Genomic DNA, 18,831 nt, shown 5'->3' on the forward strand with positions numbered 1-18,831 from the left:
TTCGAGCCTAAGCGCGCCGTGTCTCCTGCTCGCGAGCGACACCCCGCGCACCCCCGGAGTGTCGTCCCGCACTGCTATACATGGAGGTGCCGATCCATGCCGTCTGCGTGGACCACAACTCCGAGGGGGAACCATGACGACGCCTGCAGGCTGGTATGACGACGGATCCGGGCGTCAGCGCTGGTGGGACGGCACGCAGTGGACAGAGCACTTCGCTCCGATCGCAGAGCCTTCCACGACCGAGGCAGAGCCTTCCGCGACCGAGGCAGAGCCTTCCGCGATCGAGGCAGAGCCTTCCCTCTCCGAGTCCTCATCCGCCGGCCATGACACGGCAGCGACCGATGACGGCGCCGCCGCAGCCGATGAATCCCCCGCTGTCGATACGACCCCCGAGTCCGCAGCAGCCGCCGAGACCGCGGCCTCGCTCGACTCCGTGGCGGCCGTCGAGAGCCCTTCGTGGAACGCGCCCGCCGGCGAGTCCGTCGCAGCCGACTCGGGCTCCGACTCCTCGTCGCCCGTCGACGAGGTCGCAGCTCCCGACTCCGCCGCATCGTGGTCAGCCCCCGAGGCTCCTTCCGACGCATCGTCGACGGAATACACCGCGCCCGGCGCCACCACGCCGCTCGACGGCAACGTCCCGCCGTACGCGAACGCCGCGCCCGCCTACCCCGGCAACGCGCCCGCCTACCCTGGCGCGGATGCAGGTCAGACGCAGGCCTATCCCGCACCCGGCTACCCGGGAGCGGCCCCCGGCCACCCCGGCGCCAGCCCCTACGCGCCGGCCGGTCAGGCCTACGGCGTCGCCGGCGGCTACCCGCCCGCGTACGGAGGCACCGCACCTGCAGCACCCACCAAGCCGTCCATCCTCGGCATCGTCGGTCTCGGGCTCGCAGCCCTCGGCACGATCCTGTCGTGCATCCCCGTGATCTTCGGGTTCGGATGGCTCCTGCTCGCCGCGGGATTCATCGTGTCGCTGATCTCCCTCTTCCTCAAGGGCAAGAAGTGGCCGGGCATCTCGGGCCTCATCCTCTCCGTGGTCGGCGCGATCATCGCGATCGTGATGTTCTTCGTCATCGTGTTCGCGACGGTCTCGGAAGTGGTGCGCGATCTGCCTACCGCTCCGCCGTCCAGCGACTCCGACACCGACAACGGCACCGACCCCGGTACCGATGACGGCACAGACGACGGAGACACCGGCCCCACGGATGTCGTCGAGGGTGAGCTCGGCTCTCCCGTGACGATCCAGCAGATGTCGGGAACGAGCGAGGTCACGATCAACTCGGCCACGTGGGCGACGTCGGACGGATCGAGCATCCCCTCGACCAACGGCGGCTACGTGATCCTCGACGTCACGTTCACCGGCATCTCGGGCACGAGCTACATCAACCCGTTCTACTTCGCACTCGAGACCGCCGAAGGTGCCGAAGGCACCTACGACTACTACGTCGACGGAATCGTTGCGGAGGAGCTCGCCGCCGGTGACACCGTCAACGGCAAGATCACCTTCGACGTCGCGCAGAGTTCTTCGTACGAGATCATCTTCACCGATGAGCTCCTGCAGGAGGTCGCACGCGTCTCGTTCACTCCGTCAGCCGGCTGAGCTTCGAGCACGGAGCACCAGGCATGACGACCCCGGCGGGGTGGTATGACGACGGTTCAGGCCGTCAGCGTTGGTGGGACGGAGTCGCGTGGACGGAGCACACCGTCACGGCGCAGGCTCAGACCACCGCGACGGCTTCTGCCACCACTCAGCAGCAGGTTTCCACGCAGCAGCCGGATTCCCCACAGCAGCAGGTAGCACCGCAGGACACCGCCGCTGACGGCATCGCCACGCCCGCTGTCGACGCCTCCGGGCAGTCGACGGCGGGCGTGGATCCGGTCGTCGGCAGCCTGGCATCCCACGCGACCGAGTCTGCGACGTTCGAGCCGCCGTACGTTCTGCAGACGGCGAATTCGGCCGATGCGCACCCCGGGGGCCCTGCAGGTGCGCCCGTCTGGGGTCAGGCGCCGATGCACGGCCAGCAGGGCACGGCCTACCTCGCGCAGGGAGCGACCGCTCCCTTCGGAGTGCTGGCTCCCCCGCCGGCGAAGCCGAAGCTCTCTGTTCTCGGCATCATCGGTCTCGCCGTCGCGGTGATCGGACTCATCCTGTCCTGCTTCCCCTCGATCGCGATCGCAGGCTGGGTGCTGTTGGGAGTCGGTTTCGTCGTCTCCTTGGTGTCGGTGTTCCTCCGCGGAACGAAGTGGCCGGGGATCGTCGGCATGAGCATGAGTGTGCTCGGAAGCATCGTCGCGATCGCGGTGATGCTCCTGTCGCTCAGCACGGCTGCCCCGGGCGCGACAGTACCGACATCATCGCCCGGCTCCTCATCGGACGGCGAGGAACCCGACGAGTCGGCGGCCGAGGGCACTGAGAGGGTCTACATCAACGACCTCGAGGTCGGACACTGCCTCCCCCTGGTCGAGTGGGAGGACGAGGTCTACGACCTTCCGGTCGTCCCGTGCGATCAGCCGCACACCGACGAGGTCTACTTCATCTTCGATGCGCCGGACGGCGACTTCCCCGGTGACGCCGAGCTGCAGACCCTCGCGACCGAAGGCTGCGACGCCGCCTTCGAAGAGTTCATCGGCATCCCGTACGCGGACTCGGTGCTCGACAACTACTGGTTCGTGCCCACGGAGACCTCGTGGAAGCGCATGGACGACCGCGCCATCCAGTGCATCGTGTTCGACTACGAAGAGGTCACGGGAACGCTCGAAGGCGCCGCCCGCTGAGACGAGCTCAGTCCTCGTCTTTGCGCTTGCGCCAGCGGATGCCCGCCGAGATGAAGCCGTCGAGATCGCCATCGAACACGGCAGCGGGGTTGCCCGACTCGTGTCCGGTGCGCAGATCCTTGACGAGCTGCTGTCCGTAGAGGAAGTACGAGCGCATCTGATCGCCCCAGCTCGCCGTGATGTTGCCGGCGAGTTCCTTCTTCTTCGCGGCTTCCTCCTCCTTCTGCAGGAGCAGGAGTCGGGTCTGCAGCACGCGCATGGCGGCGGCGCGGTTCTGGATCTGCGACTTCTCGTTCTGCATCGACACGACGATGCCGGTCGGGAGGTGTGTGAGGCGCACGGCGGAGTCGGTGGTGTTGACCGACTGGCCACCAGGGCCCGACGAGCGGAACACATCGACGCGGATGTCGTTCTCGGGGATGTCGACCTCGGTCGCCTCCTCCATGAGCGGGATGACCTCGACAGCGGCGAACGACGTCTGACGCTTGTCGGCAGAGCCGAACGGGCTGATGCGGGCCAGGCGGTGCGTGCCGGCCTCGACAGAGACGGTGCCGAACGCGTAGGGCGCGTCGATCTCGAACGTCGCCGACTTGATGCCGGCGCCCTCGGCGTATGAGGTGTCGAGAACCTTGACGGGGTACTTGTGGCGCTCGGCCCAACGCAGGTACATGCGCATGAGCATCTCGGCGAAGTCGGTGGCGTCGTCGCCACCGGCACCCGAGCGGATCGTGATGATGGCCGAGCGCTCGTCGTACTCGCCGTCCATCAGCGTCTGGACCTCGAGCTGATTGATGATCTCGGTGAGAGCGCTGAGCTCGGCGCGCGCCTCGACGGCCGATTCCTCATCGCCCATCTCGTTCGCGAGCCCGACCAGGACCTCGAGGTCGTCGAGTCGCGAGCCGATGCCCTCGACCCTCGCGAGCGCCGACTGGCGGTGGCTCAACGCGCTGGTCACCTTCTGAGCACGTTCAGGGTCGTCCCAGAGGTCCGGCACGCCGGCTTCCTCGCTGAGACGTGCGATGTCGGAACGGAGCGTATCGACGTCGATGACCTCGCGAATGTCACCGTAGGTGAGTCGCAGGGCCTGGATGTCGGCGGAGAGATCGAGTTCGAGCATGTCGCGTCCAGCCTAACGTGCCGCCTGTGCGGCCGGGTACGGCGTTCGAACGGGAGTAGCGTGAAACGAGTGAGCAACGCATCCACGGTCCTGAGGCGATTCGGACCGATGGTGTACCTCCCCACCGTCCTCTTCTCGCTCGGCGAGGGCGCGGTCATCCCGCTGATCCCCGTGATCGCGGCGCGCATGGGGGCAGATGTCGCGTTCGCCGCGCTCGTCGCCTCGGCGCTGGTCGTGGGTCAGCTCTGCGGAAACCTCCCCGCCGGCTGGGCCGTATCGCGCATCGGCGAGCGGTTCACGATGGTCATCGCGGGAGTGATCGCGATCGGCGCGGGTGTCGGCATGGTCTTCGCGCCGTCGCTGGGCGTCCTCGCGGCATCCGTGTTCCTCCTCGGCTTCTGCGCCGCCGCCTTCGGTCTCGCCCGTCACGCCTTCATGACGACGAGGGTGCCGATCGCGTTCCGCGCCCGCGCGCTCTCGCTGCTGGGCGGCAGCTTCCGTCTCGGAATCTTCGTCGGCCCGTTCGTCGCCGCGGGGCTGCTGCAGCTGTTCGGATCCGAAACCGCAGCGATCTGGTTCTTCCTCGGCTGCCTGGTCGTCATGGTGCTTCTCGTGCTGTTCGGTCCGGATCCCGAGAAGACGATCGCGCCGACCACCCCTGTTCGCACCGCTCCCCTGTCGGAGGACTCCGGCGAGCCGGTCACCGGCTCGATTCCGGCCGTCGGCCGTACGGGCATCTTCCGCACGATGTGGCAGCAGCGCGCCGTGCTCGGCCGCCTCGGCCTCGCCGCCGCATCATTGTCAGCCGTACGATCGGCGCGGCAGGTCGTGCTCCCGCTGTGGGGTCTCTCGCTCGGCCTCGACGCGTCGACCATCGCCCTCGTCGTCGGAATCTCGGGAGCGATCGACTTCGCCCTGTTCTATGCGAGCGGGCAGGTCATGGACAGATTCGGTCGCCTCTGGGCGGCGATGCCGGCGATGGTCCTCATGGGTGCCGGATTCCTCGCGATGTCGTTCACCCACGACCTGGATGCCGCGGTGCTGTGGTTCGGCATGTTCGCCGCGGTGCTCGGCGTGGGCAACGGACTTTCGAGCGGCATCCTCCTGACCCTCGGGGCCGACGTCGCTCCGAAGACCGAACCCGCCGCGTTCCTCGGCTCATGGCGCACGTTGACGGATGCCGGTGGGGCCATCGCTCCGCTGATGGTGTCGGGGATCATCGCGATCGCCTCGCTGCCGATAGCGGCGGCGGCCATGGGCGTGATCGGACTGGTCGGCGCCGGAGGGTTCATCCGTTGGATCCCCCGGTTCGTGCCCCGCACGAAGGAGGACCCTCATGAGCGGTGAGCTTGCCGCAGATGTACGTCGTCTGGTGCTCGGGGCCGCGGCGGTTTCCGACCATGAGCGGGCCGCGCGGGCCGACTTCACGACGTTCTTCCCCGACGAGCATGGCCCCGTATCTCGCGACGACGGCCCCGACCACGCCACGGCGTCGGCCCTCGTGTTCGATCCGACACTCACCCGCACGCTGCTCGTGTTCCATGCCAAGGGGCAGTTCTGGGTCCAGCCCGGCGGGCATCTCGAGTCCGGCGATGCGTCTATAGCGGATGCCGCGCTGCGCGAACTGCGGGAGGAGACCGGTGTCGTCGTGTCGGGCCTGGTCGAGCCTCTCGCGTACGACCTCGATCATCACGGGCTCTCCTCCGCTTTCGGCCGGTGTTCCTCGCATCTCGACATCGGCGTCGCCGTCGTCGTCTCGGAAGACGCGGCGCTGATCGTGAGCGACGAGTCGGAGGATGTGCGGTGGTGGCCGATCGATGCGCTCCCCGATCAGGTTCCGCCGGGGTTCGACGACCGCGTGCGGCGATTGCACGACCGGCTTCTCCGCTGACGGGTGACAGGCTCTGCCGGGCCGGGCATCATCTCAGCGCCGTGCGACTCGTCCCCGTCGCCTCGAGCCGCACACCGTCGGGGACGAACAGCGACAGCAGCGGCGGATTCCACTCGGCGGCGACCGTCACCCGGGCCGAGAGCCCGTCGGGCGCGGTGGCTGACACGACACTCGCTTCGCCTGGCCACGCGACGACCAGCGCGATCGCCTGCTCTCTGACGCCCTCGTCAGAGAGGTCGGCGCGCGCTGTCGCCCCGTCGACGACCAGCGTGAACCCGTCGGCTCCGGCGAGCGCGGCCGCGTCGGCGAGCGCGTCGAGCCGCTTCTGGGAGATGTACAGGTCGGTGGCGCACACGCTCCCGAATATCAGTGCGAGAGCGAGCAACGCGTATCCCAGCGTGAGGAGCAGCACGCTCCCGTCGTCATCACTCATCCCGCACCCCACATCCGGGAGACCTTCTGCACCGCAGTTCCCTCGACGGAGACGGATGCCGCCTCATCCAGCCCGAAGATCGCCGGAATGAACGGCAGCGAGACCCTCGCTGCGACCACGACCGTGATCGTCGCACCCGCGGACGGGCAAGCCGCGATCTCGGGACCGCAGGTCACGGTCACATCGGCCGAGTCGGGGTCGATGCCGTATTGCTCTGCGACGCTGGCGAGCACGCGTTCTCCGCTCAGCTCCGCGCTGTCCGCATCCGACGCGAGGGCGATGGCCCGAGCCGTGTGTCGGGCTGCCGCCTCCGCGCCGAGCGTCTGCTCCTGGATCGCGCCGAGCGCGATGATCAGGTAGACGAGCGGCACGAGCAGCACCACTCCGACAGCGATGAACTCGAGAGCCGCGGACCCGTCGTCATCCATCGCCGAACGACTCTTCCGGAGCATGGGCCTCCACCTCCAGCGCGAAGGGGATGCCGATCAGCCCGATCACCGGCAGTGTGGTCCGCACGCGCACGTCGATCGTCGGCTGCCCGAGCGACGTCGAGCGCCCGATGGTCACGTCCTCGGCATACGCGTCTCCGACGGCACGGACGATCTGTGCACGCGCACGCTCTGCGCCGTCCTCGAGGCTCGTGTCGGCGAGTGCAGCGTGATACGCCCCCTCGACGGCCGAATCGTGCACGACGTTGCGGACGTACACCGCGAGAGCGAGCTGCATCACGGCGAGGGTGAGCAGGGTGAGCAGGGTCCCCACCATCACGAACTCGACAGGGCTCGAACCGCGTTCGTCGAGAAGTCGGCGACGAATCGTCGGGTTGGGCATGAAGCACTCGCCCGTCAGATGCCCGACACGCGTTGGATCGCCTGCTCGAACAGGGTGCTCAGTGCGGGACCCGCGACCGCCCAGATCAGCACGACGAGTCCGGCGGTCATGAGTGTGAACGTGTCCTGATCCCGAATGACGAGCGATCACGGCCGTCTAGAATCGCGCGCATGGACCTACAGACGGCGTCAGACAACTTCGAGGGCGCATTGCAGCACTGCGCAAACATCATCGCTGTCCATCGCGCTCATGGCGGCGGTAGCGGCGGAAGACGCTACCGAGAGACGTCACTAGATCGAGCGGTCGTAGTGCTAGCAGTCGCGGCTTGGCAAGCTGCTGTGCAGGACATGACCCTCGCCGTAATCGAGACAGCCGCCCCCAGCGCATCGAAGCCCCGCAAGCGCGCACGGTACATGGCGCGCTGCGGACATGTTATTGAGAGCATCCATAAGTTCGCCACACCGAACGCGCAGAACACCCGCCGTCTCATGCAAAGCGCGGGCTTCGATCCTCGCCCCCTCTGGTCGTGGACCATACCCGGTGGACGCGGGCGTCAACGAGTGACCTGGACGCCCGCCATGGTTGACGCGAGGCTCAATGAATGGCTCCTATTGCGGCATGCAGTTGCGCACGGGCACGACGAGCTGCCTGTCGTGCAGGCGCTCGAAGCAGTTCGGCTCGACGGAGTCACCAGCAATCCCACCATCCGCCTCACGGACGCGGAGCAGTGCGTGGCCTTTCTTCGACGGATTGTTCGACGGACCGCGACGGGCGCTGCCGCTCACCTCGGCACGACAGTCTCGTTCGTGTGACTTCGACGAGACGCAACGTAGTCGCGGGTGTAGAGCGACGACCAAGAGAGCCCTCCTGCAGCGGTGTGACGTCGACCAGGGCGCAGCTCCCGTCATCAGTGTGAATGCGTCCTGATCCCGTTCACGGAAATCAGGGCTCGCTCACGAGCGAGCGTCTCGAGTGCTAGCCGAGACGATACTCGAACACTTGGCGTCGCTGATTCAGGACTTCCACTATTCGATCTTCCACATCGATGAGCGCGCCCCTCCGAAAGCGGATTTGTGTCAGCCCCGTGATGTTCGACGGTTCGCTCACGCCGTCTTCCAGCAGGACGATCGTGTTCTCGATCCCGAGCGCTCCCTGACAGAACCCCACTTCGTGAACCACATTCTCTCGGGCACGCAGGCCACCATCTGCATCTCGATCTTCACCTGTCATGACGACCACAGCGACAGAGCTACTCCTAACCATCTGGTCAACGACGACGAGCGTGTGAAAACCCGCGCGTTCAGCAGACTCGAACGCCTCTGCAACCATGCCGTGCGAGTCGTTCAAAATGCGGTGCAGATACTTCCATTGCGGATCCCCACCGTGCCCGATGAAGACCTTGAACGCCGGCGGCGGAGGAGTGAGAGCGGGGTCCACATACTCGTTGAGCAGGTCGGTGACCATAGAGACGAGCGATTCGATCTCGGCATCGCTCGTATCGATAGATAGATCGCAACCCGCGCTCATCAGGTCGAGCGAGACTTTCGTTAGATTGCCTCGCTCGTCGCTCAGTTCGAGGAGGAGCCGCGCTGATCTCGCCCCGTCCAATCGTGGCGCCGCAGCGTTCTGCTCGAACGGAGACTGAGACACCGAGCGTTCGATCCCGTCACTGCCAGTTACTCGCCACTCTCGCCAGTTCAGTCGAGACTCACCGCCTCGCTCCACGTCAAGTTCGGCGCCACGAACCATGCTGTCCCGAGCTCCCGGCATCACCAACTGTTCCCAGCCGGGCTTGTTGAGGTCCTCGAGCCAAAGTTCGCTGGCCCTCTGGGCTTTCGGCCGAAGGAGTTCCTTGAGGCGCGAGGTGGCCTCTTCGGTCAGACGAACTCCGTAGATGAAGTTCCGATATGTCGCCATAGGTGGACCCTACCGGGTCGCACAAAGACGTCCAGGGCGCGGCACCCGTCATCAGTGTGAATGGTGCCTGATCCCCTCTCAGGATCTGACCCCAGTCACGAACGTGAGTGGTGTCTGATCTCCCGCGCTAGTGCCCGCTGCTCGGCCCGCTCCCTCACGACTCGGGCTGTCCTCGGATGCACGGCAATGCCCTCGCGCGACTCCACAGCTCGCGAGAGCAGCACGGAGCACCTGATCTCGGTGATGCCGAGCTCGCGCCGGATACGCTCAGCGCGGGTCGGCGTGTGGTGCGGGTTGGCGGCTTCGAAAGCGAGGATGTCGGCAGGCTTCACGATCCCGATCCTGTCCCCAACCACCGACGTCGGGACGGCGTCGTAGACTCGTCGTCTCGGCCGGAGAAAGGCATCATGCCATGTCCCGACTCTCCCCCGACACGATGTTGAGCATCACCCTTGGATCGATCTGCTCGCGGACCCGTTACACCTCCGACCCGGCACCTGTGGTCGATGAGCTTCTAGCCACCGCCGGCGATCGGTCAGAGATCCTGAAGCAGTCGGTGGGTTCGTGGGTCGGCTATTACGAGGACGCCTATACGATCACCCTCTGCACGGCGCTGCGCGAGCTGCCCGGTCTTGAACCATGGATTGCCCTCGGCGTCGAGCGACGATCGCAGGCCGATCACCGGACACCCACGGCACACGCGGGAGCATCCTGGCCCCAGCGCTCTACGCGTTGACCGTCTGCTTCTTGCGGAACCACGCCATCGGATCCGCGCTCTTCCACCTGAGAGCAGGCGACTCGATCAGGTACCAGCTGGCGACCGCGAGAACTGCTGCGCCTGCGAGCGAGATCAGGATGTACGCCACGATGCCGAGCTGCGTCGCTCCGAAGTACGCGGCCATCTGCTGCACGGGCCACCCATAGATGTAGAGGCCGTAGGAGAAGTCGTGCCGCCGTCCAACGGCGCGGAACGGGAGGTGGTACGCGATCCACAGCACCAGGTACGCGAACGCCACGATGCCGAAGATGTGGAAGCCCCACGTGAGATACGTGACGACGAGGATGACGAGCGCGCCGAGGGGAAGCCACAGCTTCAGTGTGAGGAGGCGCTCCCGCAGGAAGTAGATGAGCGATCCGACGAGGAAGCAGAGCGTGAACTTCGCCTGCCGGTCATCGTAGACACCGAGGGCACCGATCTGGGCGAGCTGCACCCACCCCCATGCTGCGGCCGCGAGGACGGCCACCATGCGCGCGGTGAGGACGCGGCCGGCCATGAGTACCGCGATGAGCAGGTAGCAGGCGAACTCCATCGGCAGGGTGTAGAGCGGACCGTTCCACATGAGCGCGGCGGGGATGCCGGTGAGGGTGTCGCCGATGGTGATCTGGTTCTGGAAGAGCAGTGCGTTCAGGAAGATGAAACCGGTCGGTGGCGGTGATGCGAACGGGTACTCGGTGAGGCCGCGCATGGTGCGCCAGATGATCGGCGCGAACACGACCGCCACGAGCAGGAGGGACACCCAGTAGGCCGGGAAGATGCGGAGGATCCGGTGCCAGAGGAATCGGCCAATGCTCAGCCGGGATCCGCTCATCGTGATGAGAAACCCGGAGAGTGCGAAGAAGCCCTCGACGGCAAAGATCCCGAGGTTATTGTCTAGACGCCCCGGATCCTTCCCGAACCCGCCGAGCGGCCACGAGTGGGAGACGATCACGAGCACGGCGAACATCAGTCGCAGGAATCCGAAGCTGTTCGCGCGGACATCGAAGGTGGGCACCTGGCCATCCTGCCAGGACAGCGCCGAAACGCAGAAGAACCCCCACCCGGCCCGGAGGCTGGATGGGGGTTCGTTCATGTCTCGGGAAATGTCATCGCAGGTCTCGTCGGAGCAGCGAGCGCGGCGAGGCGGGGACGTTCGGCACGGTGACCGCCAGACCGAACAGGCTCGACAAGTACAGGTAACCGGCAGTGATCGGCCCGGTGTACTCAGTGAGGTCGAAGGCGGGTGCCGCCCCGTCCACGACGACGACCGTGCCGAGGGCGATACCGACGGCACCAAGGACGATGCCGGCGGTTTTGCGGACGGTGGGGTTCTGGACGACGACGTTCGGCGTCTCGGTGGGGGTGCTCATGGGATCTCTCCTTCGATGATGGGTGTCATGCACACGCCCGCGTCTGCGGTCGTGGCGTCGGTATAGGTGACCGTCCAGCGGCCGGTGGTGTCGTCGCAGAAGAGAGACTGGATGCCGCGACCGTCTGCGCCTGCCGGCCCTTGCGGACCTTGCGGGCCGGGGACCGTTGAGTCCTGTCCGTCGCGACCCGCAGGACCAGTGGATCCTTGCGGGCCGGGAGTCGTCGAGTCCGCGCCGGGAGGACCGATCGGTCCCGGAACCGTCGAGTCGAGACCCGGACGCCCATCCTTGCCAGCTGGACCAGAAGGTCCGACAGGACCGGGCGCGCCCTGCTCCCCCTGAGGTGACTCGCTCGCGACGTTCTCGGGATCCGGCGCTGAGGGCTCCTCACCCGTTGCGAGCGTGTACTCCTCATAGAGCTCGATGTACCGGTCCTGCCAGGTCATCGCCTGTTCGTGCCACGCCTCGCGCCCGTTCCAGGCCGATAGCCACCCTGCGAGCAGGGTGAACGACATCACGATCAAGAGCGATGTGAAGACCAGAATCAGCCGTCGTCGTTCCTTCGTCGCCGCGATCAGAACTGCGTCGGACTCATTCATAGTCACCTCTCAGAACCTCGGGTAGATCGGGCCAAGGCGGAATCGTTCCGTCCTCGACGCCTCGCTGAATGAGCGCGTAGTGCCGCATCCACGCGAGGTCACGTCTCCGATAGTGATCGAGCTTCCGATCCATCAGATCGACCCGACCCGACAATTCCTTGCGTTCCTGACGCTCGGCGGCGAGGTCTTCCTGCAGCTGGTCGATTCGAGCGTTCTCGACGCTGCCCTTGGTGGGGATGAGTCGCAGCAGCCCGCCGACGATGATGCCGATGACGCCGACCAGCGCGACCCCGATCGGCCCCATCAGGTCTGGCATCAGGCGAGGGGGTCTTCGCGGAACTTCTGACGCACAGCCTCCGCGAGAGCATCCTGATCTGCTTCGCTGATCTGCGGACCGTTCAGCTTCAGCTTGTTCAGGCCTTCCTCGAGGAGCTGCGCGAACCGCTCCTCCGTGAGACCGCCGCCCGACGCCGTCGCGGCCAGCAGAGGCGCGATTCCCTTGATGACCTCCGCGGCGATCTGCGAGCGCTTCTGATCCCAGCGCGCGTTCGCCATGTGCCGCAGAGTCTCGAGGCCCCAGCCGCCCTCCATGTCGACGCGGTCGCCCAGGATGTTCACCGCTTCCCAGTTCGCCTCGAACGTCGACCCCGGACCCGTGTATGCGAACGATGCCCAGTTGTCAGCGCCGAGCTCGTCGACCAGCTTGTACCCGTCCTTCGAGTTGCCGATCAGTTGAGTCATGTCTTCTTCCTTCTCTTCCTCGATCTCAGGTTTCGCTGTCACGTTGCCCGCGACGGCGCCGCCGGTCAGTGCGTGGAAGTCGACGGTCCCGCCGGATCCCAGAGTGAACGCACGCCCACGGAACGCCGTAACGTGCACATGCGGTCCCCCCGTGCGGGCGATCATCGCGCCGTCAGTGTCCGACGCCGCACCGAAGTGCTCCGAGCCGTAGCCCGACGCGCCTGACAGACCGAACACCGTCCCCTCGGGAAGCTCCTGGTTCACGCGTACGTGAGACTCGAGGAGGTGAAGGAATCGCATCCATCGGGCGCCATTGTCGAGCATCACGAAACGGCCTGTCGCCGGTCCGAGGCCTCCGCCGACGGCGACAACCCTGCAGGCCGACGGGACTACCAGGGGCGTCCCTCGCGGCATGTAGTAGTCGGTGCCCGGTTCGGACGACGGGGGTCGCCGCTTGAGGTGCGCATCGCGCGTCGACATGCCCGTGTACGGAGCAGGGATCACGTATCCAGGTCCACCGCCCATGTCACGCAACCTTCCGGATGCGCAGGGTGCCGTTGCTCGATCCTGCGCCAGCAGTGAGGAGCCGGATGCCGTCGAACAAGTTCGACCCGGCGAACTCGACCGAGGTGTGCATGATCGTCGAGGCCGCGCCAGCCGCAAGGTGCAGCGCATCGGCAATCAGCGCGGTCGAGCGCGGCAGCTTCGGGGAGTGAACTCGCATCGTTCCGCTGTCGCGCGCGGAGGCGGAGTTGCCGCGCATGATGATGCCGAAGCCCTGGATATCGCTGTAGCCGGTCGCGGCCGCCGATCCGGACGCCCCCTGGTTCTGGTAGCTCACACGGTCGGTGACGTAGTTCGAAGCTGTGCTCGTCACGCCGCCCGCGCGGTACTGTACGCGCCAGTCGCCGGTTCCTGTCGAGCCAACGCGTCCGACGTCGAAGATGATCTCGTAGGCGTCCATGCCACGGCCGTCGAAGATGCCGTCGAGGTTGATCGCTGTCGCCCCGGAGAACGAGATCGTTCCGTCGGAGGCGACGGTGATCGTGCCACCGCCCTCAGCGGAGATCTGGGAGGCGCTCGGGATCAGGAACCCTGTGTCGGCGACGCTCCACGCTCCACCCACCCGAGCGAATGTCGAGCCCGACGCAGCGCTGTAGGCGCGCGATCCGTCGATCGCATCCCACGCCAGGGCGTCGGTGTCGGTGCGGAAGCGGACAGTGCCACCCGCGGCCGCCGTGTACTGGTGGGTCTGCGTGACTACGACCGTGGCCGTGGTGGTGGTCGTCGAGAGGATCGTCGCCGTTGCCAGCTCGAGCGCACCGGTGGGGATGACGGGCTTCGTCGGGACAGCGGCAGCCGTTCCCTGCGTAACTCCAAAGACGACGTCGTTGTTCGCGTCGGCGTGCTGCACGAACTGCGACCGCACCCAGATGACATCGATGCGCGAGTTCGCTGCCGGGGCCGCAGTGGTGGCGACGGTAGTGACAGCGTCGTTCGCGATCAGCTCAACTCCCGTGTTGATGCGGGATGTCGCTGCGATGAACGGGGCGACGTCGTAACCCATCGACGCACGCCCTGCGACGAGCGGGTTTGCGTGGGCGGGGAGCACGCCCGCGCGCGGAGTGCCGTCCGAGTTTCGGGCGACGAGGCCAGCGAGCACTCGACGGGTGTCGGTGATAGGCAGACCCGAGGGGTGCTGTGTGGGGAGCGAGCGGGTCAGTGCCACGATGAGCCTCCTCAGGCGATGGTGAAGCTGCCGATGACGGCGAGTTGTGCGAAGTTCTGCGGGTGCGAAGGAAACGCAGCCGGGTTAAGCGGTTGCAGCTGGAAGGCGACAGCTATCGACGTTTTCCCGGCGACGTTGATCACTGCCGCGCTGGTCGCGGTGACGACGTTGTTCACGAGAGTTGCGCCTGCATCCTTCGACGCCGGGAAGTCTCGCGAGGGCACGCCATCGATGAGAATGCGGCCGTAGCTCGTCGTGAGGCCGCCACTGGTCTGATCGAGCACTGCCGCGGTGCCGATCCCGAGCACCTGCAGGCGGGTGCGGTCCTCGGGAACGACGAGCGACACGGTCGCGTATGTGTTCCATCCGGCGGCGAGCCCGATCGGTGATGCCTGCCCGACCTGGAAGTCCTGGAAGGGCAGGCGCTTCACCGCTTGAGCGCGCTGTGTGCCGGTCGCGGTCTTGAGATCGGCGACCTCGCGGCGCAGCTTTCGGAACTCCTCGAGGATCGGGCCGAGATCTCCGCCGGGTGCGGGGGTGGGATCGGCCATGTCTCTCCCTCAGTCGTCGTAGACCTCGCCACAGGTGACGGTGATCCAGTCCGAGATCGCCCCGGACAGTCCCGCGATGCGCCTCGGGTAGGTGCCGGGAGGCACGTACCCACCGGTCACGGGGGTGTCTTCCGTGACGATCACGTTGATCAGCGAGCCCGGCCCGTACTCGTACGGGAACGGGGTCTGATCGGCGCGCACGTTGAACGACCAGAACTCCCACGGTTTCTTCGCGGTGCGCAGGGTTTCCGCGTTCCACGCGTCGAGGGTGTCGGGGTCGACGATGTTGGACGACGCCTCGGTCTCGATCTCAAGCAGAGGGAAGCCGCTGTCGATGAGCGTCGGGTCGTAGAGCGAACGCACGAGAGTCGTGTCGTCAGAGCGGCCACCTTCGGACCAGGCGAGTGACGCCATCCGGGACGGGTCGCGCTGCACGGTCAGACCTGACCCGTCGCTGCCGACTTCCCAGTCGAAGACGTCGAGTCCCTGAAGTCGGGGCTGCGCTTCGGTCCCGGTCTCGAACACCCAGCGGAACCGGTCAGGACCGTCCCACTCGAGGCGCATCCGGATGTCGGGCCCGTGCTGCAGCGCCGACAGATCCGCCCACGCGTCGTCGACCTTCTTCCGTTCGATCGCGTCGTACGACTTCTCGCGGGTGCCAGTGCGGTCCGCAGGCCAAACAATCGGAAGATCTGTGCATCCGGGCCACGCGCACGCCTGCTGTCCAATGCGTTTCGCGATCGTCCCGTAGTCCAGTCCGCTCCACGCCGAGTCGAGCGTCGTGTCCGGCGCCCCGGTGGGGAGCACCAGCGGCGTCGTGAGCGCGGCAGGCGGGAGAATCGATCGGCGCGAGAAGAGGATGCGCCCACCGCGGGCGGTCATCTTGAGGGTGCCGTTCGCATCGGCGAAATCGTGAGGCAGGATCGGCCCACCCTCGAGGCGACCGTTCACGTCGACCGCGATCGAGTGCTTCCACGGGGTGCCGAGGTTGCGCCAGTCGCGCGCGCCTTCCGCTTCCGCCTTCAGATTGAAGGTGATGTCGATGGTCTCGGCCTGGTTGGCGTTCTCGGACCACTGCAGGTCCGAGGGCTCGACCTGCTGCAGCAGAGCTCCACCGCGGGTCTCGAAGACGTACGCGTTCACCACCATGCCGAAAGCACCCGCCCTCTGAGTATCGGTGTCCCCACCGGTGCGGTCACATCGAACTGGTACGACCGGGACTCCCCCGGCGGGATGAGCGCCCATTCGCGCCAGCGCAGCCACCGGGATACATCGGACTGGCCGTCGATCGTCGCGCGGTGCAGCGCAGTGTCGATGTCCACGAACGACCCATCCGGGACGAGGCGATCAAAGCCGATACGCGCGCCGGTCTCCACGGTCGTGATGAGAGCCGAGGAGAAGCCGCCGAGCATCTGGAACATCGGCGCGGACGGCGCCTTACCGGTGTTCGAGAGCGTGATGCGCCCCGACGATCCACCGGCGGGCCAGATGAGCGGCCAGACGGCGGGCCAGACGAGGCCGAGCCCCGCAGACGGCGGCTCAGTGGACACCCACGGCACGTCGGCTTCGACCTGATAGCGGCGAGGGTCGGCCGCGATCATGTCGACCGCGGCTTTCCCCGTCGTGCGACCGTGGTGGTCTGCCGCGCTGGACACCTGCACTTTCACCCGGCGAGCCGACCGCCCAGCCGTCGTCGCCAGGATGGCGTACACGGGCCCTTCGGCGCCGACGGCGGCGAGAGTGTCGTACGCGTCTTCGACTTCGGCGGCTGAGCCGCCCAGGTAGGAGGCGTTGAAGCTGATCGCGCGCGAGGTGCGCAGCGCCTTCGATGATGCGAACGCGCCGTGCCCCTGCGGCCGCTCCTCCTCGTCCTCCTTGTTGTCGGTCTGACCGAACCAGTCGATCAGGTCCGAGAAGACCCAACCGGCTGATCCGGTCTCGGCGAAGGTGAGGGGTCCGAGCTGCAGTGTCGTCATGATGCCGCGAGCCCCCTCTGCGCTTCACGCCCCAGCTGCCGAATCGCGAGACGCGGGTCGTTGGTCTTGAGCGTGATGTGCTGGTTCACCGTCCCGGACTGGTTGCCGGAGATGCCCTCTTCGAGTGCCTGGTTCATCAGCCCGGTGTCGACGACGGACTCCGCCCGCCCGGCCTCGGCGAGCACCGCGAGAGTGCCGCCCGAGCGCGGGAGGATCGTCGCGCCGTCAGCGAGCCGTGGGATCTTCCCGATCGAGAAGTCGATCGTTCCGCCCGTGACGTCAGAGACGAAGTTGCCGACCTCGTTCAGCCCGCCGATGAAGCCGTTGATCCCGTCGATGATGAAGTTGATGAACGTCTTGAAGGTGTTCTTGATGCCGGTCCAGATGCCCTCGAAGAAGCTCCCGAGACCGCTGAACACGGACTCGAAGATCCGGCCGACTTCCTTCACGACGGGGATCACGAAGCCGTTGAACAGCGGCACGATGATCGTGTTCACCAGCCAGGTGATGATCCCTGCGAGAGCGGTGATCACGGCCCCGATGATGTTGAACACAGGGACGAGGATCATGCCGATGATCTCGGCGACGGTGGTGAGTATTGGCGCGAGGGCTTCGACGAGCGCGGTGATGAGCGGCGCGAACGCCTCCATCAGTCCGACGACGACCGGGATCAGCGCCTCGATGATCGGGAACAGCGCCGATACGAGGGTGCTCACCACGGGGATGAGCGCCTCGAACAGTGTGCCGAGGATGCCGCCGAGGGTGGTCATCAGCGACACGATCGGCGGCAGCGCCGACATCAGCGTCTGGCCGATGATCGACGCGAGCTGGCCGAACATCGACGCGATCATCGGCAGCATCGGCTCGAGCGCCTGGAAGATCAGCATGACCGGCGACACCGACATCCACAGATCGAGGAGCATTGGGATCAGCGGGCTGATCGCCTGCCACACCTGCTCGAACGCCGGCGCGAGCGCTTCCCAAATCACGGACGCGATCTCACCGAACGTGGCGAGCATCGGACCGAACGTGGTCCCAAGGTCGGGCATGTCCTCGAACAGACCGTTGACGAACTTCATCGCCGAGCCGAGCCCGTTGAAGATCGCCGTGCCAACCGGTTCGAGAGCGGTGAGTGCCCGGTTCTTGAAGACCATCCACTGCTCGGCGAAGTCGGCGGTCTCGTCCGCGACTCCGAGGATCGTGTCGCCGGTCGCGCCGACGGACGCCTGCAGGTCGTCGAGGTTCACGACGCCGGACTGCAGCGCGCCCACGAATTGTGCGGCGCCACGGGTGCCGAAGATCTGCGAGGCGAGGTCGAGCGCGGCGGCCGTCTCACCCTTGTCGACGAACGACTGCATCTCGCCGGTGACGCGCTGGAACGCGGCCTGCGGTTCCTCGCCGTCCTTCGCGAGCGTGACGAGACCCTTCGACAGGGACGCCATCACCTGCTGGGAGTTGAGGCCCGCCTTGTCGAGCGAGCCGAGCAGCGACACCGAGTCCTCGAACGAGAAGCCGAGGTTCTGCAGCGCGGGTGCCGCGGACTGCGCGCCGGACGCGAGCTGGTTGATGCCAACGCCCGTGGCCTGCGACACCTGGAACAGGGTGTCCATCGCGGACGAGACGCCCTCGCCCTCGATCTTGAAGGCGTTGAATGCGGCGGACGTCGCGTTGATGTCGACGTCTTCGCCGAGGATGCGACCGGCCTCGAGGTACTGTGCGGAGACCGTGGTCAGGGTCTCGCCGCTCAGGCCGAGCCGGGTGTTCAGGTCGGCGACTGTCGACCCGATCTTGTCGAATTGCGCGGGGACGTTCGCACCGACGTTCTTCGCCACCTGGACGAGACCGTCGAGCGCTTCACCCTGCGCGCCCGTGCCGACACGGATGGTGTCTGTCACGTCGTCGAAGATCGAGCCGACCTCGTAGAGACCCTTGAACGTGCCGACGACGGCGGCCCCGATGGCGGCGACACCGATGGCACCTTTCGCCTTCGCCGCCCACTCGGAGCCCGCACGCTTCCCGGACTCCCCTGCCGCGTTCTCACCAGGCGCGAGCGCCTTCGTGATGTTCTCGGTAGCGCCCTCCATCGTCGGCACCATGCGGAGCCAGACGGTAGCGAGCTCGACACCCTCAGAGCCCATCGTGCA

General features: G+C 66.5%; 22 protein-coding genes. 6 read left to right on the forward strand and 16 right to left on the reverse strand.

Annotated features, from left to right (window positions below):
• The first annotated feature begins 133 nt into the window (after window positions 1-133).
• Together ASF63_RS09980 and ASF63_RS09985 are read left to right on the forward strand one after the other, a co-directional pair.
• On the forward strand, window positions 134-1,600 hold the full coding sequence (locus ASF63_RS09980) for a DUF2510 domain-containing protein (RefSeq protein WP_056513112.1): 1,467 nt from the start codon (window positions 134-136) through the stop codon (window positions 1,598-1,600).
• A gap of 23 nt (window positions 1,601-1,623) precedes the next feature.
• The gene (locus ASF63_RS09985) at window positions 1,624-2,775 is read left to right on the forward strand and encodes a DUF2510 domain-containing protein (RefSeq protein WP_056513115.1); all 1,152 of its coding nucleotides are present in this window, start codon (window positions 1,624-1,626) and stop codon (window positions 2,773-2,775) included.
• Window positions 2,776-2,782: 7 nt separating this feature from the next.
• On the opposite strand, the gene prfB is transcribed toward ASF63_RS09985, so the two are convergent.
• Window positions 2,783-3,892: a peptide chain release factor 2 gene (gene prfB / locus ASF63_RS09990; RefSeq protein WP_056312213.1), complete on the reverse strand. Its 1,110-nt coding sequence runs from the start codon at window positions 3,890-3,892 to the stop codon at window positions 2,783-2,785.
• Between the two features lie 108 nt (window positions 3,893-4,000).
• Here prfB and ASF63_RS09995 point away from each other — a divergent pair, with 108 nt between their 5' ends.
• Both ASF63_RS09995 and ASF63_RS10000 read left to right on the forward strand, forming a co-directional pair.
• The gene (locus tag ASF63_RS09995) at window positions 4,001-5,239 is read left to right on the forward strand and encodes an MFS transporter (protein ID WP_056514828.1); all 1,239 of its coding nucleotides are present in this window, start codon (window positions 4,001-4,003) and stop codon (window positions 5,237-5,239) included.
• Complete coding sequence (locus tag ASF63_RS10000; protein WP_082478041.1) at window positions 5,229-5,783, forward strand: NUDIX hydrolase; 555 nt, start codon at window positions 5,229-5,231, stop codon at window positions 5,781-5,783. The genes ASF63_RS09995 and ASF63_RS10000 overlap by 11 nt, the downstream gene beginning before the upstream one ends.
• Before the next feature lie 28 nt (window positions 5,784-5,811).
• On the opposite strand, the gene ASF63_RS10005 is transcribed toward ASF63_RS10000, so the two are convergent.
• The 3 genes from ASF63_RS10005 to ASF63_RS10015 are packed head-to-tail and all read right to left on the reverse strand — an operon-like array spanning window position 5,812 to window position 7,047.
• Complete coding sequence (locus ASF63_RS10005) at window positions 5,812-6,216, reverse strand: hypothetical protein (RefSeq protein ID WP_056513118.1); 405 nt, start codon at window positions 6,214-6,216, stop codon at window positions 5,812-5,814.
• On the reverse strand, window positions 6,213-6,644 hold the full coding sequence (locus ASF63_RS10010; protein ID WP_235560766.1) for a TadE family protein: 432 nt from the start codon (window positions 6,642-6,644) through the stop codon (window positions 6,213-6,215). Before ASF63_RS10010 ends, ASF63_RS10005 begins: the two co-directional genes overlap by 4 nt.
• The gene (locus tag ASF63_RS10015) at window positions 6,637-7,047 is read right to left on the reverse strand and encodes a TadE/TadG family type IV pilus assembly protein (protein ID WP_056513124.1); all 411 of its coding nucleotides are present in this window, start codon (window positions 7,045-7,047) and stop codon (window positions 6,637-6,639) included. Before ASF63_RS10015 ends, ASF63_RS10010 begins: the two co-directional genes overlap by 8 nt.
• 347 nt (window positions 7,048-7,394) lie before the next feature.
• Between ASF63_RS10015 and ASF63_RS19045 the strand changes: the two genes are divergently transcribed.
• On the forward strand, window positions 7,395-7,859 hold the full coding sequence (locus ASF63_RS19045; RefSeq protein ID WP_157534305.1) for a hypothetical protein: 465 nt from the start codon (window positions 7,395-7,397) through the stop codon (window positions 7,857-7,859).
• A gap of 163 nt (window positions 7,860-8,022) precedes the next feature.
• Here ASF63_RS19045 and ASF63_RS10025 read toward each other — a convergent pair whose 3' ends face one another.
• Window positions 8,023-8,964, reverse strand: coding sequence for a TIR domain-containing protein (locus ASF63_RS10025; protein WP_056513130.1), 942 nt, complete (start codon window positions 8,962-8,964; stop codon window positions 8,023-8,025).
• A 95-nt stretch (window positions 8,965-9,059) separates the two neighbouring features.
• Window positions 9,060-9,320: a DUF3263 domain-containing protein gene (locus ASF63_RS19640; protein ID WP_056513132.1), complete on the reverse strand. Its 261-nt coding sequence runs from the start codon at window positions 9,318-9,320 to the stop codon at window positions 9,060-9,062.
• A 56-nt stretch (window positions 9,321-9,376) separates the two neighbouring features.
• Between ASF63_RS19640 and ASF63_RS10035 the strand changes: the two genes are divergently transcribed.
• Window positions 9,377-9,700, forward strand: a complete 324-nt coding sequence (locus ASF63_RS10035; RefSeq protein ID WP_056513135.1) for a hypothetical protein — start codon at window positions 9,377-9,379, stop codon at window positions 9,698-9,700.
• On the opposite strand, the gene ASF63_RS10040 is transcribed toward ASF63_RS10035, so the two are convergent.
• The 10 genes from ASF63_RS10040 to ASF63_RS10085 all read right to left on the reverse strand — a co-directional run bounded on the left by ASF63_RS10040 (window position 9,690) and on the right by ASF63_RS10085 (window position 18,825).
• Window positions 9,690-10,736: an acyltransferase family protein gene (locus ASF63_RS10040; RefSeq protein WP_056513138.1), complete on the reverse strand. Its 1,047-nt coding sequence runs from the start codon at window positions 10,734-10,736 to the stop codon at window positions 9,690-9,692. The two genes, ASF63_RS10035 and ASF63_RS10040, sit on opposite strands and share 11 nt — an antisense overlap.
• A gap of 91 nt (window positions 10,737-10,827) precedes the next feature.
• Entirely contained in the window at window positions 10,828-11,091 is a 264-nt protein-coding gene (locus ASF63_RS10045; RefSeq protein WP_056513141.1) for a hypothetical protein, read from the reverse strand.
• Window positions 11,088-11,690 (reverse strand): collagen-like protein, encoded by a 603-nt coding sequence (locus tag ASF63_RS10050; RefSeq protein ID WP_056513144.1) that lies wholly within the window; start codon window positions 11,688-11,690, stop codon window positions 11,088-11,090. Before ASF63_RS10050 ends, ASF63_RS10045 begins: the two co-directional genes overlap by 4 nt.
• Window positions 11,683-12,006 carry a hypothetical protein gene (locus ASF63_RS10055; RefSeq protein ID WP_157534306.1) on the reverse strand — a complete coding sequence of 108 codons (324 nt, stop codon included), beginning with the start codon at window positions 12,004-12,006 and terminating at the stop codon, window positions 11,683-11,685. The genes ASF63_RS10050 and ASF63_RS10055 overlap by 8 nt, the downstream gene beginning before the upstream one ends.
• Complete coding sequence (locus tag ASF63_RS10060) at window positions 12,006-12,956, reverse strand: M23 family metallopeptidase (RefSeq protein ID WP_056513151.1); 951 nt, start codon at window positions 12,954-12,956, stop codon at window positions 12,006-12,008. Before ASF63_RS10060 ends, ASF63_RS10055 begins: the two co-directional genes overlap by 1 nt.
• A 1-nt stretch (window position 12,957) precedes the next feature.
• Window positions 12,958-14,160 (reverse strand): hypothetical protein, encoded by a 1,203-nt coding sequence (locus ASF63_RS19220; RefSeq protein ID WP_056513154.1) that lies wholly within the window; start codon window positions 14,158-14,160, stop codon window positions 12,958-12,960.
• A gap of 11 nt (window positions 14,161-14,171) precedes the next feature.
• Window positions 14,172-14,711 carry a hypothetical protein gene (locus tag ASF63_RS10070; protein ID WP_056513155.1) on the reverse strand — a complete coding sequence of 180 codons (540 nt, stop codon included), beginning with the start codon at window positions 14,709-14,711 and terminating at the stop codon, window positions 14,172-14,174.
• A gap of 9 nt (window positions 14,712-14,720) precedes the next feature.
• On the reverse strand, window positions 14,721-15,860 hold the full coding sequence (locus ASF63_RS10075; RefSeq protein WP_056513158.1) for a hypothetical protein: 1,140 nt from the start codon (window positions 15,858-15,860) through the stop codon (window positions 14,721-14,723).
• Window positions 15,851-16,687, reverse strand: coding sequence for a hypothetical protein (locus ASF63_RS10080; protein WP_056513161.1), 837 nt, complete (start codon window positions 16,685-16,687; stop codon window positions 15,851-15,853). Before ASF63_RS10080 ends, ASF63_RS10075 begins: the two co-directional genes overlap by 10 nt.
• Window positions 16,684-18,825, reverse strand: a complete 2,142-nt coding sequence (locus tag ASF63_RS10085; protein ID WP_056513165.1) for a phage tail tape measure protein — start codon at window positions 18,823-18,825, stop codon at window positions 16,684-16,686. The genes ASF63_RS10080 and ASF63_RS10085 overlap by 4 nt, the downstream gene beginning before the upstream one ends.
• Between the last annotated feature and the right edge of the window lie 6 nt (window positions 18,826-18,831).

The organism is Microbacterium sp. Leaf320 (assembly GCF_001423485.1).
In the GTDB taxonomy this organism is placed as follows: domain Bacteria; phylum Actinomycetota; class Actinomycetes; order Actinomycetales; family Microbacteriaceae; genus Microbacterium.